Below are 14,915 nucleotides of genomic sequence, written 5' to 3' on the forward strand. Positions count from 1 at the left end.
TCAGGAGTGGCGGTGCGTGGTGCCGGTGGCGTGCGGAGCGCACAGTCACGGAATGACGCGGTGCCCGCCAGGTTGAGGTCTGCTTGACTCTGCGTACAGATGCAAGATTCAGATGGATTTCGCACATGCTCTTGCGGGAATCGCCAGCTGTCAACAGGCGGGGCACCGGGCGCCCCGGGTGCCCCGAGGGCTGTCGTGGAGCGGCTGTTGTCCCTGGTGGCGGTCGGTCCCGGAGCCCGCCGACCGGCCTCGGCGGACCCGAAAACCGCTTGTAACAGGCGGGTAAATTCTGCGACTTCCGGGATCCTCGCGGGGAACGCCCGGTCAGGCCAGGATCACGGAACGGGTCAGATGGCGCGGATTGTCCGGGTCCAGCCCGCGTGCCGAGGCGAGGGCGGAGGCCAGCCGGTGCACCACGACGAGATCCGCCAGCGGATCCCGGCCGAGTGCCACCAACTGCCCGCCGGTTTCCGCGATGTCGTCGGCGAGGCCGGACGGTAGGTCCGCCGGGTCTCCGAACCACCACGCCACGCGGCCGGGAGCGGTGACGCTGATCGGGCCGTGCCGGTATTCCATCACCGGGTACGCCTCGGTCCAGGCGCCCGCCGCCTCGCGCATCTTCAGCGCCGCCTCCTGGGCGATCCCGTAGGCCCAGCCCTGCCCCAGGAAGGTGCACTGCTCGGCCTCCAGCACCCCGGCCGGCAGCGGTTCGTCCAGCGCGGAGCGCCCTTGCTGCGGCAGATGGTCCAGGTCCTCGCCCAAGTGGGCTCGCAGGAGCACCAGTTCGGTGCTGGCGAACCGGGTCTGCACGACCGAGGTCTCGTCGGCGAAGTCGAGGACGACGACGGCGTCCGCCGGCCCCGTCACCGGCGACTGAGGCACCGCGGTCACCGCGGTCGTGGGGGTGTGCCCGCGCAGTCGGTCGAGCAGCTCCAGCACTTCGGTCGTGGTGCCGGACCGGGTCAGCGCGACCACCCGGTCGTAGGTCCGCCCGGTCGGCATCTCGGAGGCGGGGAAGGCGTCGGTCTCGCCGTGGCTGCCCGATTCCCGCAGTGCCGCGTATGCCTGGGCGATGAACCAGGACGTCCCGCAGCCGACGACGGCCACCCGCTCGCCGGGCCTGGGCAGCGAGGTGGAGACGGGACCGTCGGGCCTCCGGGCCAGCGCCACGGCCTGCCGCCAGCAGTCGGGCTGGGTGGCGATCTCGATGTCGGTCCGACTCATCGGGGACTCCCCTCTCGGGCGCACGGCGTGACAGATACGTGATGCGACGGCCCTTGACAGCGTGCGCGTTTGATTGAGCATCATGACGTTCGATGATTGATAGCACCAATAATCGAGCATAAACAAGCAAGCGGGCGCGCAATCAGGCGAGCACGCGCTTGACCAAGCACGCCATGCGTGCGGAGAGGTACTCCGTGAAACGGCACCTCGCGGGCCTCGCCGGGGTCACGTCCCTGGCACTGGCCCTCACCGGCTGCGGCAAGGGCAGCTCCTCGGACAGCGGTGGATCCGACGGCAGGACGATCAGGTTCGTCGCGGCGAAGTACGACGACGACACCCGGGCCTAGGACCGCGCTGATCAAGGACTTCGAAAAGGCCAACCCCGGCTACCGGGTGAACCTCGAAGTCGTCGACTGGGAGCAGATGGACTCCAAGGTCAAGACGTACGTCCAGACCAAGCAGGAACCCGACATCCTCAACTACAACAAGTTCTCCGACTTCGCCCGCGACGGCCTGGTCCACAAGGCACAGGACGTCGTCTCCCCCAAGGTGCTGGCCGACTTCCTTCCGCTGTTCCGGCAGAAGGCGCAGTACAAGGGGGCCCAGTACGGCCTGCCGTTCATCTCCAGCGCGCGCCTGTTCTTCTACAACAAGGACATCTTCGCCAAGGCGGGCATAGCCGAGCCGCCGTCCACGTGGGCCGAGGTCGAGGCCGACGCCAAGAAGATCAAGAAGACCGGTTACATCGGCCTCGGGCTGCCCCTGGGCCCCGAGGAGGCGCAGGCCGAGTTCCAGATCTGGGCGATGAACAACGGCGGTGGCTGGACCGACACTTCGGGCAAGTGGGCGATCGACCAGCAGGCCAACGTCGACACGCTCAGCTATCTGCGGAAACTGACGAAGGAAAAGGTCACCCAGCCCAACCCGGAGGCCACCAACCGCAAAGACGTCTTCAACCAGTTCGCCCAGGGCAAGATCGGCATGCTCAACGGCGCGGTCTTCATGCGGAAGGGCTTCATCGACCCGGTCGACGCCAAACTCAACTACGGCGTCGCGGCGCTGCCCAGCAAGGACGGCAGCACCCACAAGACGCTCGGCGTGCAGGACTACCTCGTCGCGTTCAAGAAGAGCGACGGCTCGAACAAGGCGGCGGTGAAGAAGTTCCTCGACTTCTTCTACCAGAAGGAGAACGCCGCCGAGTTCATCTCCACCGAGGGGTTCCTGTCGGTCACCGCGTCGGCCGGTCAGGTGCTCAGCTCCGACAGCCGGAACGCCGCCTACTACAAGCCGTTCGTCGACGCCCTCTCCAGCGCCGAGTTCGCTCCCACCGACGATCCGGCCTGGGCCGCGGTCGACGGCGCGGTGAAACAGCGCATCGGCAGCGGGGTGGCGGGCGGTGACCCGGCGAAGGTCCTGGGCGAGATCCAGAAGACCGCGCAGAAGGGCGACTGACGTCGGTGGCCGTACACGATGTCACCGCAAGCGCCACCGGGACGGAAGACCCGGCCCCGGTGGCGCCGGCGCCGCCCCCGCCGCGCCGCCGTCGCAGGTCATGGCGCGCGCTCGAGCCCCTGTTGTGGCTCGGGCCCGCGACCCTCCTCATCCTGACCATGGTCGTCTGGCCGATCATCGAGATGATCCGGACGTCCCTGACGAAGGTGAGCTCCACAGGCCTGTCCGAGGGATTCGCCGGCCTTCGCAACTACACCGACCTGTTCGCCGAGGGCGACCTGCCCGGAGTGCTGCTGCGCACCGTCGTGTGGGTCATCGGGGTCGTCGCGGTCACGATCCTGGTCTCCCTCGGCCTGGCCCAACTGCTCAACGCGAGCTTCCCCGGGCGCCGGCTGGTGCGGTGGGCGATGATCGTGCCCTGGGCCTCGTCCGTGCTGATGACGGCGCTCATCTGGCGCTGGATGCTCAACAACTTCTACGGCGTGATCAACCGGCTGCTCATGGACATCGGGCTGCTCGACGCCCCCGTCAACTGGCTGGCCCATCCCGGGCAGGCACTCGCGGCGATGATGGGCGTGGCGGTGTTCGTCTCGCTGCCGTTCACCTCGTTCGTCCTGCTGGCCGGTGTGCAGAGCATCCCCGGCGAGGTCTACGAGGCGGCGCGGGTGGACGGCGCCGGACCGGTCCGCGCCTACCGGAGCATCACCCTGCCGCTGCTGCGGCCCTCGCTGGTGGTCGCCGCGATCATCAACGTCATCAACGTGTTCAACTCGTTCCCCATCATCTGGGCCATGACGCGCGGCGGCCCCGGCTTCAGCACCGACACGACCACCACCTACCTGTACAAACTCGCCTTCGACAACCAGTCGGTGGGGGAGTCGGCCGCCATGGCCGTCGTCAACTTCGGGCTGGTCCTCGCCGTGGTGCTGGTCTATCTGCGCGTCGTCCGCCGACAGGAGGACACCGCGTGAGCAGAACCGCCGTCAGTCCCCGCACCTCCACGCCGCCCAGGAGGCGGCCACGACCGATGAAACTGCGCACCGTCCTGCTCACCGCCGCCGGCTGGCTGGTGGCGCTCGCGTTTCTCGCGCCCTACGCGGAAATGCTGCTGACGGCGCTCAAACCGACGCCCGAACTGATGGAGTCCCCGCCGTCCTATCTGCCCTCGCACTGGCAGTGGTCGAACTTCACGCAGATCTGGTCGCTCGCCGACCCGCGCGTCGGGGACGCGCTGCTGTTCTCGCTGTACGTCGCCGGGGCGTCGACCCTGCTCGCCCTGGCCGTCGGACTGCCCGCCGCGTACTACACCGCACGGCACCGCTTCCGTGGGCGCGGCGCCTTCCTGATCCTCGTCCTCGTCACCCAGATGTTCGCGCCGACCGCGCTCCTGGTCGGCATCTACCGGGAGATGGTCAGCCTCGACCTGACCGACACCGCCGAGGGACTCATCCTGGTGAACGCGGCGTTCAACCTGCCGTTCTGCGTGTGGATCCTCAACGCGTACTTCGCGAGCATCCCCAAGGAACTGGAGGAGGCGGCCTGGCTCGACGGCACCGGGCGGTTCGGCGCCCTCACCCGTGTCATCCTGCCGCTCGCGATGCCCGGCGTGGTGACCGCGCTCGTCTACACCTTCATCGGCGCGTGGAACGAGTACGTGGTGGCGCTCACGATCACCTCGTCCGGCAACCGGATGACCCTGACCAGGGCGATCCCCGGCTTCGTCACCTCGTACCACGAGCAGTGGCAGTACCTGTTCGCCACCTCGATCGTCGCGATCGTGCCCGTCGTGGTGCTGTTCGTCTTCGTGGAGCGCTACCTCGTCGCCGGCCTGACAGCGGGCGGTGTGCGGGGGTGACGCCGGGATCGGCGTCGCGGCCGGGGCCGTCGCGGGGGGCCGGTACGGGAGCGGCGCGGTGTCAGGCGCGGATGACCTCCACGCCGGCCGACGTGAACGACTCGGTCAGTTCGTCGGAGGCGGCCTTGTCGGTCACCAGGACGTCGATGTCGGTCACCGGGCAGATCCGGGCGAAGGCCCGTTTGTTCAGTTTGGTGGAGTCGGCGACCGCGACGACCTGCTGCGCGCGGCGGGCCAGGGCCCGGTTGATGCTGGCCTCGCCCTCGTGGTGGGCGGTCGCCCCGTGGGCCACATCGATGGCGTCCACGCCGATGAAGACCTGGTCCAGCGCGATCTCCGCGAGCAGTTCCGTGGCCAGCGGTCCGATCAGCTCGTAGGACGCCGGCCGTGCCACCCCGCCGGTCACCACCAGCTTGACGTGGCGCCGTACGACCAGCTCGTTGGCGATGTTCAGCGCGTTGGTCACCACGGTGACCGCCGTCTCCGCGCCGCCGGAACTCAGGTCCGCGCGGGTGGCCAGCGCCCGCGCGACCTCGGTGGTCGTGGTGCCGCCGTTCAGCCCCACCACGGCACCGGCCTTCACCAGGGCGGCGGCCGCGTGCGCGATCCGTTCCTTCTCGGGAGCGTTGCGCGCGGCCTTGTAGCGCAGCGGCAGGTCGTAGGCGACCGCGTTGAGCACGGCTCCGCCGTGTGTGCGAGTGACCATCTGCTGGCGGGCCAGCTCGTCGAGGTCACGCCTGATGGTCGCGGCGGAGACACCCAACTCCTCGGCAGCCGGCTCGACTTCGATCCGCCCGTCGCGCGTCAGCATCTCCAGCAGCGCGCTCCACCGGGCCTGCGGTGCCGCCATGTCTCACAACTCCCTGTCGGTGGGATGCGCCGCGATGTGCGCAGCACCATGAAACCACAGTGCTTGATTGGGTGTTTTATGACCGTCAAACAAGCAATGCTCTGCACTTTTCGCACCACCGGCGGTGGAGAACTTCGCCCGCCGGGACGGACGGGCCCTCGGCGCGCTGCGGCGGCGCAGTGGGAGAACACCCAGAATCTGTGGGTGGAGGCGGAACTCGGCGAGATCGGCGGAAAGGACGGAGTGCACACGCCCCCGACACGCACGGACGGACCCCGACCAGGCGCGCGAGTTCGTGTCCGCCACCGGGATCGGCGCACTGGCTGTCGCGGTCGGCGGCTCGCACGCGATGCGCCACGCGATGGCCGCCGCCGTGACCTCGGCGCTGCAGACCCTGTCGGGAAGGGGTTGGGGGACGGGTTCCGACAATCGGTCCCCCTACCTCCCCAAGGTCTGTTGGCTCATCCGACCACCGCCGCCCGCACGCACAGCACGTCCGGCAGATGTGAGGCCAGCTGCCGCCAGCTGTCGCCGTCGTCGGCCGAGGCGTACACCTCGCCGTTGCGGTTGCCGAAGTAGACGCCGGCCGGGTCCGCGTCGTCCGTGCACATCGCGTCCCGCAGCACGGTGCCGTAATGGTCCTCCTGCGGCAGACCCGAAGTGAGCGGTTCCCAGCTCCTGCCCGCGTCCGCCGTGCGGTAGACCCGGCATCGGCGACCGGCCGGGACGCGGTCCGCGTCGGCGTTGATCGGGAACACATACGCCGTCTCACCGCGGTGGGGATGGGCGACCGCCGCGAAGCCGAAGGTGGACGGCAGCCCCTCGCCGATGTCCGTCCAGTGCGCCCCCGCGTCGTCGCTTCTGTACACACCCCAGTGGTTCTGGAGGTACAGCCGGTCGGGGTCGGCCGCGTCCCGTGCGACCTTGTGCACGCACTGGCCGAACTCCGGGTTCGGGTCGGGCAGGAACACCGCGGAGACACCGGAGTTGGACGGCTCCCAGCTCGCGCCGCCGTCCCTGGTGCGGAACACCCCCGCCGTGGAGACGGCCACCGTCACCGCACGCGGGTCCCGCTTGTCGGTCAGCACGGTGTGCAGACCCTCACCGCCGCCGCCCGGGACCCACTTCGAGCGGGTCGGATGCTCCCACAGGGGCCGGACCAGCTCGAAACTCTCCCCGCGGTCCTCGGAGCGGTACAACGCGGCCGGTTCCGTGCCCGCGTACACCACGTCCGGCTCGGCCGCCGCCGGGTGCAGCTGCCAGACCCGCTCCAGGGAGGCCCCGGTGTCCTTCGGGAACTTCACAGCGGGCTGGGCCGGCTCCGCCCAGGTGCGGCCCAGGTCGTCGGAGTGGAACACCGACGGCCCCCAGTGCGCGCTGTCACCGCCGGCCAGCAACCGCGGACGCTCACCCCGGGTGTCGATCGCCACCGAGTACACGGCCTGCGCGTTGAAGTACGGGCTCTCGTCGAACTCCCAGGTGCCGCCGCGCTCGCGCCCGATGAACAGGCCCTTGCGCGTCCCTACGGCAAGCAGCTTCTCGGCCATACCGATCACCTCCGTGACGTCTTTGTCCCAGACACCGGCCAGTCTGCACCCCGCCACTGACAGTCACCTCCGGAAAAGGCTTCACCGCAGGTCAGGGCCGGGATGGTAACCGGCCCCGGCGATTGACGGGCGGCTTTCGGCAAGATGCCGGCGGCGAGGGGAGGCTGGTGGAACCGTCGTGACGGAGAACTCGCCGTGAGCCGTGAGCATCGACGGGGGATCTCCCGTATGGGAGGTCGGTCCGGCATGTTCGTGCGCCCGTCGCTCATGAGGAGGATGCCTTCGATGGCGTTCCGTGGTCCGAAGGTCTGGCTGTGGCGCTGGCGGCGCAATCCGCTCCGACGCCGCGCCGACGCCCTCGAGGCGTGGGTCGTGCTCGGTGCCTGGCTGCTCACCGTGGTGGCCGGGGTGCTCGCCGGTCTGGGGGTGAGCCGGGCGGTCGAGCACCAGTTGGCGCTGGAGCGCGTCGAGTGGCGGCCCGTCGTGGCCCGCCTCGCCGACCAGGCGCCGGGCACGGCCGATCCGGGCACGTCGAGCGGTGAACGGGTGTGGGGCGAGGTGGCCTGGACCGGGGCCGACGGCTCGCCGCACAAGGGGCAGGTACGCGTCGATCCCGGCAGTGCCCAGGGCACTCCGGTCACCGTCTGGACCGATGCCCATGGCCGCCTGATGACCCAGCCCGCCACCGAGGGCCAGGCCCGGATCCGCGCCGGGATGATCGGCGCGCTGGTGGGCCTCAGTACCGCGGCCGTCCCCTTCGTGGGTGGCCGCGTCCTCCGCGGTCGCATGGAGCGCCGCCGCCTCGACCAGTGGGACACGGACTGGGCGCACTTCGGCCCGTTGTGGGGCGGGAGGCGCGCCGACGGGAGGTAGCACCGGCGGGCGGGGCCGCGTGGAGCGAACGACGTTACGGCGCGGTGCTCAGTGCCGTCGGCAACTCCAGCCCCCCGGACGCGTGCCCGGGGTACCGCCGTACGAAAAGGCCCAGGCTCTCGGGGTACCGCCGTACGAAAAAGGGCCCAGGCTCTCGGTCAGGATGTCAAGGACCCGGTCGTCCCGCTCCGGTGCGCAGCGCTCCCGCAACAGGCCTGGCAGACGGGCCGGTTCGTCGGGGATCGGTCCGCGACCTGCCCGCTCACCATCAGCGCGAGCAGAACCGCCCCGGCACGGCCTCAGTCGCCGCCGGGCAGCGCCCTCCCGAGGATCGCGTCCAGGTCCGCGGCGTCGGGCAGCGTGCCGAAGGCGTGCCCCCAGTCGCCGCCGAGCCGGCTCGCGCAGAACGCGTCGGCGACCGCCGGCGGGGCGTGCCGGACCAGGAGGGATGCTTGGAGTGTCAGGGCCATGTACTCCACCAGTCGGCGCGCACCCGCCTCGGACGCCGTTACCAGCAGGTCCTTGAGGCGGGTGACGGCCGTGTCCAGGCGGGCGTCCGCCCCCTGGGCCAGGGCGAGTTCGCCGAACAGCGCCTGAGCGGTGTCCGGCTCCCGGCGCAACGCCCGCAGGACGTCGAGGGCGTTGACGTTCCCGGACCCCTCCCAGATCGACAGCAGGGGTGCCTCCCGGTAGTGCCGGGGCATGCCGGAGTCCTCCACGTAGCCGTTGCCGCCGAGGCACTCCAGGGCCTCGGCCGTGAAGGCCGGACCCCGCTTGGTGACCCAGTACTTGCCGACCGCGGTGGCGATACGGCGGAACGCCTGCTCGCCGGTGTCCCCGCGCACGGCCCGGTCGGCGGCGCCCGCCAGCCGTAGCGTGAGGGTGGTGGCGGCCTCGGACTCCAGTGCCAGGTCGGCCAGGACGTTGCGCATCAGCGGCTGGTCGATCAGCCGGGCGCCGAACGCGCTGCGGTGCCGGGCGTGGTGACCCGCCTCGACGAGGGTCCTGCGCATCAGGGTCGCCGACATCATCACGCAGTCCAGCCTCGTGCAGTTGACCATCTCGATGATCGTCTTGACGCCCTGGCCCTCGGGTCCGACCAGCCAGGCCACCGTCCCGTCGAACTCGGGCTCGGAGGAGGCGTTCGACCGGTTGCCGAGCTTGTCCTTGAGGCGCTGGATGCGGAAGGTGTTGCGGCTGCCGTCCGGCAGGACGCGCGGGACGAGGAAGCACGACAGCCCGCCGGGCGCCTGCGCCAGCACCAGGAACACATCGCATATCGGCGCCGACGTGAACCACTTGTGCCCGCGCAGCGTGTACACGCCGGGCTCCGCGGTGGGGGTGGCCGTCGTGGTGTTCGTCCGGACGTCGGAGCCGCCCTGCTTCTCGGTCATCCCCATGCCGGCGAGCAGGCCCCGCTTCTCGGTCGGCACCCTGAGCTCCGGCTCGTACTCGCGGCCGGTCAGCAGCGGCTCGTAGACCTTCGCCAGCTCGGGCTCCCTGCGCAGCGCCGGGATCGCCGCGTACGTCATCGATGTCGGACAGCCGTGGCCCGCGTCCGTGTGTCCCCACACCAGGCCGCCCGCCGTGCGTGCGACATGGGCGCCGGTACGGTCCTCCGCCCACGGTGTGCCGGCCAGGCCCTCGGCGACGGCGGTCCGCATCAGGTGGTGCCAGCTCGGATGGAAGTCGACCTCGTCGACCCGATTGCCGTACCGGTCGTGCGTGCGCAGCACCGGCTCGTGCCGGTTGGCCTGGTCCGCCCACTCCTGGGCCTCGGCACTGCCGGCCCGCAGACCGAGCCGCCTCAGCCCCTCCTCGGCCCAGTCGGCGCCCTCGCGGCGCAGCCCCTCCAGCAGGACGGGGTCGTCGGAGGCGTCGTAGGGGGCCAGGGGAGGGGGCTGGTTGGTGACGGCGTGGGTCGCGGCGGCGTGACCGGGCGCGGGGAGGGAGACCATGGAGTCCATGTTGCACTTCGCCTTCAATCGTAGCAATAGTGCAACAAGAAGAAGGCGGTCGTACAGTACGTGACCATGCGGAGGAACGTGTCGGAGGAGCCCGGCGAGATCGACCTGCGGCCGCTGTCCGCCCGGTCGGTCGTGCTGAGCCTGCTGCTCGGCGCGCATCCGCCGGAGATGGCGGTGAAGGACCTGGTCCGCGCGGTGGAGCCGTTCGGGGTGGGCGGGTCCACGCTGCGTGCCGCGCTCAGCCGGATGGTCAGCGCCGGCGACCTGCGGCGCGCCGACACCGTCTACGGCCTCAGTGACCGGCTGCTGGCCCGTCAGCGCCGTCAGGACGACTCCGTGCACCCTCGCACGCGCGCGTGGAACGGCGACTGGGAGATGGTCGTGATCACCGCGACGGGCCGTGGACCGGCCGAACGCGCCGAGCTGCGCGCCCGGCTGACCGCCCTGCGGCTCGCCGAACTCCGCGAGGGCGTCTGGCTGCGCCCCGCCAACCTGCTGCGACCGCTCCCGGACGGCCTCGACGGGGTCGCCCAGCGCTACACGGCCCGCCCGGACGGTTCCGGCCCCGAGCTGGCCGCCGCGTTGTGGCCCCTCGACGGCTGGGCGGCCGACTCCCGGGCGCTGCTCGTCCATGTCGCCCGCGCGGACCGGCCCGCGGACCGGCTCACCGGCTTCGCGGCGGTCGTACGGCAGCTGCTGACCGATCCGGTGCTGCCGCCCGGCCTCCTGCCGCCCGACTGGCCGGGCGCGCGATTGCGCTCCGCGTACGCGGCCTATCAGCGGGAACTGGCGGACACCGTGCCCCAGCACCAGCTCCGCACATGACACGGCGGCCGTGCGAAGCGCCGTGCGGGGACGCTTCGTACGGCCGCCTTCAGCAGCCGAGCGGCTACTTGTAGGTGATGTCCGAGGCCGCGTACTTGCAGTACGTACCGTCAGGTCCGGAGCCGTTCGTGGTCGGCTCCTTGCCCGAGTTGTTCCCGATGTACTTCTGGCACGGGATGATCTTCTTGCTGGTGTCGCCCACGATCGTGATCTTCTTCAGGGTCGCGCTGTCGCCGTAGTTGGTGTTGATGCCGACGAGCTTGTTGCCCGAGTAGGTCGCCTCGATGGTGTTGAGGTTGATCGTCCGCTTGTACTGCGTCGAGCAGTTGCCGCAGGAGCGGACGAAGGTGCCGAAGCCCTGCACCGCGAAGTTGGAGACGTTGAGCGTGCCGGCGCCGTTGAACTGGAACACCTTGTCGCTCGCCGACTTCGCGCCACCGCCGGAGACGGTGTACACGTTCGACGACGAGGAGCCGCGGAAGGTCGCCGCGTCCTCGCCGACGTCCTCCCACCACACGTTCTGGAGCGTGCAGCTGCCCGCGCAGTGGATGCCGTCGGCGGCGGGAGCCCCGATGATGACGTTCTTCAGGACGGTGCCCGCGGCCAGGTTCAGGATCGGCCCCTGGTCCTCGTCCTGGCTGTCGCTGCCCAGGTCGCCCGTGCCGTACAGGCGCTTCATCCCGTAGTCCTTGGTGCCGGACAGCTCGATGGTCGAGGAGACCGCCTGGCTGCCGTTGGCCGTGGGCCAGGTGGCCGCGGTCGCCGTCGGTGCATTGAGTGTCATGATCATGCCAACCGAGAGGCCGAGTGCGGCCATGGCTCCGGTCAGCGCGCGCCTGCGCGCGCGTGGACGTGCCGAAGAAGTCATGTCCCGAATCCTTCTTCCTTGCTGGGGGTGGATGTGTGGGGGTGTCAGAGCTTTCCGGCGCCCGCGCCGCCCGTCACCGAGGTGACGACGGAGGAGGCGGGCTCGGCGGTGTAGCTGTACGGAGCGGTGGTGAAGGTGCCGACCTGGGAGATCTCGGTGGCGGCTCCACCGAGGTCGTTGCCGCGCAGGTTGGCGTAGCCGTCCACGTCACTGTTCCGGTTCGTGGTGACAGCGACTCCGGTGCTCCGGAAGACGTTGTTCTCCACGAGCATCTGGGCGCCCATGCGCGAGTGCACCGCGGTCTCGGCGCCGACGACGTAGTTGTCGTAGAAGTGCCCGGTGCCGAAGCGCAGACTGGGGATGCGCGAGTTGACGTTGTTGAACCAGTTGTGGTGGTACGTCACCTTCAAGTGGCCGGTGTCCTGGCTCGCGTTGTTGTCGCTGTGGCCGACGAGCGAGCCCTTGAAGTGGTCCTTGAAGGTGTTCCAGGACACCGTGACGTTGTCGGAGCCGTGGTTGATGTCCAGCAGCCCGTCGTAGTAGTCCTTGTCGTGATCGCGGTCCGCCGAGAAGGAGTTGTGGTCGATCCACACCTTCGTCGAGGCCTGCACCTCGATGCCGTCGGCCGGCGCGAGCGGCTTGCTGATGTTCAGGTTGCGGACCACGACGTTCGTGACCTTCTTCAGCCGCAGCCCGCCGCCGGTGAACCCGGACGACGAACCGACGCCCAGCACCGTGGTGTTGGAGCCGACATCGACCGAGCCGCTCAGCGAGATCAGACCGTTGACCTTGACGACCTTCGCCGTGCTGCCGGTGACGGCCGTCTTGAAGGCGCTCAGCGTGGAGACGGTGACCGCGGAGGCGCTGCCGCCGCCGGTCGTTCCGGCGCCGAAACCGATGGGGGAGGTCTCGGCGGCCGCGGCCGACTGAGGGGCGGCCAGGGCGGCCGCCGTCGCGAGCGCGACCGTACCGGCGGCCAGAGCGGATCTTTGCGCTTGTGTACGTGGGGGGCGAGTACGCATGCGGGGTGCGTCCCTTCGTGGCGCCTGCCTGACGCCTGGTGGTCATGTACGTGAAAATAGTTCGCCATGCTGAACCGTGTACGCAGTGCAGTGCGGCAATGGGGGACCCAGGTGGGGAGGGTCGATCACATCGCTGAACGGAACGTAGAGGGTAAGCGCTTTCTGGTCAACGCTTTGCGCAGAAGACATTCGGTCGCCCAGGTGGGGGAGGGGGCGGCGAGGGCGAGCGAATTCTTTCGACGTGTGGGAGCGCTTCCATGGCGGCCATGTGCATGCCACGATGCTCGCCGGACGCTTGCCTTCCGCGAGATTTCCGAGGTCCTCCGAGAGCTTCCGAGGGGGTGAGTCGGTGGCGACTCCACGCATGCGTACGTCTGTCGGCGGCCCGGTGCTCACCTTGCTCGCCCCGGGACTCATGTCGCTCGCCAACGGACCGGCAGCCGCGGACGACCGGGCCGACCCGCTGCCGGAGTTCTTCGGCTGGATCTCCGCCGACCCGCTGAACGGCCCGGAGCCGGACGCCGACCGGCCGATCGTCTCCGTGAAGGGCCCGGCTGTCTTCCGGTACAGGAGTCGCCGGCACGTCCACACGACGACCGCGGACACCGCCGGCGCGCGGGGCCTCGCCCACACGAGCCTCGTCGGCTGGTGGCAGGCGGCCGAGGCGTCCCTGACCCCCTTGGGCACTTGCCCGGACATCGGCGACCGGTACGCGGCCGTGCCCCCGGTCTTCCCCATCGCGCGCAAGAAGCCGCGGTCCAGGCGCGGAACCAGCGGCGCCGGCGGCGCCGGTCGGAGCCGGTGGCCAGGGCCTCCACCAGCGTCAGGCAACTGCCGGTCCCGGCGGCGCGGTACACGTGGCTCACCTCGAACGGGTCGAAGCGGTTGTGCTCGGTCGGCACGATCTCCCGACACGTCGAGCTGTCTCAGGTACCCCCAACTGCCGTGGCGAATCGCCCTGTTGACCCTGATCAACTCATCCTGCCGATCCTTCCGAAAGAGAGGGGCAAGGACGTGTCCACCACCCTCAGGAGACCGCTGAGTTCCGTACTGCCGACCCTGCTGGCCTTACTCGCGGCGGCGCTCTTCGCCGCCGTTCCCACCGCATCGGCCCGCACGGAGGCCGTCCCCACGGCGACCCTCACCGAGGTCACCGGCTTCGGTGCCAATCCCAGCAACCTCCAGATGTACCTGTACGTGCCGGAGAACGTCACCGCGCACCCGGCGGTCGTCGTCCCCGTGCACTACTGCACCGGCTCTGGACCGGCCATGTACAACGGCACCGAGTGGGCTCAACTGGCCGACACCTACGGCTTCGTGGTGATCTACCCCTCGGTCACCCGGTCCAGCAAGTGCTTCGACGTGTCCTCGCCGCAGGCCCTCAGGAGGGGCGGCGGCAGCGACCCCGTCGGCATCAAGTCGATGATCGACTGGACCGTGAACACCTACTCCGCCGACACCGGCAGGATCTACGCCACCGGCATCTCCTCCGGCGCGATGATGACGAACGTCCTGCTCGGCGACTACCCGGACGTGTTCGCGGCGGGCGCGGCGTTCTCCGGCGTCCCCTTCGGCTGCTTCGCGACGACGGACGGTTCCGAGTGGAACAGTGCCTGCTCGGGCGGCACCGTCACCCACACCCCGCAGCAATGGGGCGACCTGGTCCGCGCCGCCTACCCCGGCTACACCGGCACCCGGCCGCGCATGCAGGTGTGGCACGGCACCGAGGACGACGTGCTGCGCTACCCGAACTTCGGCGAGGAGATCAAGGAGTGGACGAACGTCCTCGGCGTCAGCCAGACGCCCGCCGCCACCGACTCGCCCGTCTCCGGCTGGACCCGCACCCGCTACGGCGCCACCGGTGACCGCGCCCCCGTCGAGGCGATCAGCCTCCAGGGCGTCGGCCACAACCTGTACAGCTGGGGCATGGCCGACCGCGCCCTGACCTTCTTCGGCCTGAACGCCGGCGGCCCCGCGCCCGAGCCCCAGCCCCAACCCGGCGCCTGCAAGGTGACGGCCACGACGAACGCCTGGAACACCGGCCTGACCGCATCGGTCACCGTCACCAACACGGGCACGACGACGGTCAACGGCTGGAAGCTGGCCTTCTCCCTCCCCGCCGGACAGACCATCACCAACGGCTGGGGCGCCACCTACACCCCGTCCTCCGGGGCGGTGACGGCGACGAACGCGACGTACAACGGCACGATCGCACCGAACGCGAGTGTCAGCATCGGCTATCAGGCGAACCACAGCGGGAACAGCGCGGCTCCGGGTGGCTTCACTCTCAACGGAGCGACCTGCACGTCGAGTTGAGGACTCACCGGCCATCGCGGTCCTCCGGCGGGGCGGTCCGGCGCAGTGCGCGGGCGTCCCGCCGGACGGCGTGGCGCTTGCCGCGCCCGAATGTCCAGGACGATTCGCGGCTCCAC

The 14,915-nt window shown here is 70.0% G+C and carries 13 protein-coding genes and 1 pseudogene; 8 read left to right on the forward strand and 6 right to left on the reverse strand.

Translation table 11 applies throughout. The annotated features are described in order from the left end of the window. Window positions 1–324 precede the first annotated feature (324 nt). The gene (locus tag ACGFWE_RS22305; RefSeq protein WP_393601170.1) at window positions 325–1,224 is read right to left on the reverse strand and encodes an SIS domain-containing protein; all 900 of its coding nucleotides are present in this window, start codon (window positions 1,222–1,224) and stop codon (window positions 325–327) included. Between the two features lie 173 nt (window positions 1,225–1,397). On the opposite strand from ACGFWE_RS22305, the gene ACGFWE_RS22310 reads away from it, so the two are divergent. From ACGFWE_RS22310 to ACGFWE_RS22325, 4 genes are read left to right on the forward strand one after another with little or no spacing between them, the layout of a single operon-like run. After that, a complete protein-coding gene (locus ACGFWE_RS22310) occupies window positions 1,398–1,571 on the forward strand; it encodes a hypothetical protein (RefSeq protein WP_393601172.1) in 174 nt (57 codons plus the stop codon). Window positions 1,572–1,617: 46 nt separating this feature from the next. Next, the gene (locus tag ACGFWE_RS22315; protein WP_393601174.1) at window positions 1,618–2,676 is read left to right on the forward strand and encodes an extracellular solute-binding protein; all 1,059 of its coding nucleotides are present in this window, start codon (window positions 1,618–1,620) and stop codon (window positions 2,674–2,676) included. A gap of 5 nt (window positions 2,677–2,681) precedes the next feature. Next, the gene (locus ACGFWE_RS22320) at window positions 2,682–3,647 is read left to right on the forward strand and encodes a carbohydrate ABC transporter permease (RefSeq protein ID WP_393601176.1); all 966 of its coding nucleotides are present in this window, start codon (window positions 2,682–2,684) and stop codon (window positions 3,645–3,647) included. A gap of 56 nt (window positions 3,648–3,703) precedes the next feature. After that, the gene (locus ACGFWE_RS22325) at window positions 3,704–4,531 is read left to right on the forward strand and encodes a carbohydrate ABC transporter permease (RefSeq protein ID WP_393601178.1); all 828 of its coding nucleotides are present in this window, start codon (window positions 3,704–3,706) and stop codon (window positions 4,529–4,531) included. Between the two features lie 61 nt (window positions 4,532–4,592). On the opposite strand, the gene ACGFWE_RS22330 is transcribed toward ACGFWE_RS22325, so the two are convergent. Next, window positions 4,593–5,381, reverse strand: a complete 789-nt coding sequence (locus ACGFWE_RS22330) for a DeoR/GlpR family DNA-binding transcription regulator (protein WP_352386595.1) — start codon at window positions 5,379–5,381, stop codon at window positions 4,593–4,595. A gap of 198 nt (window positions 5,382–5,579) precedes the next feature. Between ACGFWE_RS22330 and ACGFWE_RS22335 the strand changes: the two are divergent. Further along, window positions 5,580–5,733, forward strand: a pseudogene (locus tag ACGFWE_RS22335) (class II fructose-bisphosphate aldolase); the annotation flags it as partial. 109 nt (window positions 5,734–5,842) lie between these two features. Here the strand turns inward: ACGFWE_RS22335 and ACGFWE_RS22340 are convergent. Then, complete coding sequence (locus ACGFWE_RS22340; RefSeq protein ID WP_393601180.1) at window positions 5,843–6,985, reverse strand: WD40/YVTN/BNR-like repeat-containing protein; 1,143 nt, start codon at window positions 6,983–6,985, stop codon at window positions 5,843–5,845. 228 nt (window positions 6,986–7,213) lie between these two features. On the opposite strand from ACGFWE_RS22340, the gene ACGFWE_RS22345 reads away from it, so the two are divergent. Then, window positions 7,214–7,801, forward strand: a complete 588-nt coding sequence (locus ACGFWE_RS22345) for a hypothetical protein (RefSeq protein ID WP_393601182.1) — start codon at window positions 7,214–7,216, stop codon at window positions 7,799–7,801. Between the two features lie 299 nt (window positions 7,802–8,100). On the opposite strand, the gene ACGFWE_RS22350 is transcribed toward ACGFWE_RS22345, so the two are convergent. Then, on the reverse strand, window positions 8,101–9,759 hold the full coding sequence (locus tag ACGFWE_RS22350; protein ID WP_393601956.1) for an acyl-CoA dehydrogenase family protein: 1,659 nt from the start codon (window positions 9,757–9,759) through the stop codon (window positions 8,101–8,103). A gap of 75 nt (window positions 9,760–9,834) precedes the next feature. Between ACGFWE_RS22350 and ACGFWE_RS22355 the strand changes: the two genes are divergently transcribed. After that, a complete protein-coding gene (locus ACGFWE_RS22355) occupies window positions 9,835–10,593 on the forward strand; it encodes a PaaX family transcriptional regulator C-terminal domain-containing protein (protein WP_393601184.1) in 759 nt (252 codons plus the stop codon). Between the two features lie 64 nt (window positions 10,594–10,657). Here the strand turns inward: ACGFWE_RS22355 and ACGFWE_RS22360 are convergent, their stop codons facing one another. Together ACGFWE_RS22360 and ACGFWE_RS22365 are read right to left on the reverse strand one after the other, a co-directional pair. After that, window positions 10,658–11,461, reverse strand: a complete 804-nt coding sequence (locus ACGFWE_RS22360; RefSeq protein WP_352386588.1) for a pectate lyase — start codon at window positions 11,459–11,461, stop codon at window positions 10,658–10,660. 44 nt (window positions 11,462–11,505) lie between these two features. Continuing rightward, complete coding sequence (locus tag ACGFWE_RS22365) at window positions 11,506–12,483, reverse strand: polysaccharide lyase family 1 protein (RefSeq protein WP_393601186.1); 978 nt, start codon at window positions 12,481–12,483, stop codon at window positions 11,506–11,508. A 1,014-nt stretch (window positions 12,484–13,497) separates the two neighbouring features. Between ACGFWE_RS22365 and ACGFWE_RS22370 the strand changes: the two genes are divergently transcribed. Further along, window positions 13,498–14,799: a PHB depolymerase family esterase gene (locus ACGFWE_RS22370; RefSeq protein ID WP_393601188.1), complete on the forward strand. Its 1,302-nt coding sequence runs from the start codon at window positions 13,498–13,500 to the stop codon at window positions 14,797–14,799. Window positions 14,800–14,915: the final 116 nt, after the last annotated feature.

The organism is Streptomyces sp. NPDC048523 (assembly GCF_043199815.1).
Lineage (GTDB): Bacteria > Actinomycetota > Actinomycetes > Streptomycetales > Streptomycetaceae > Streptomyces.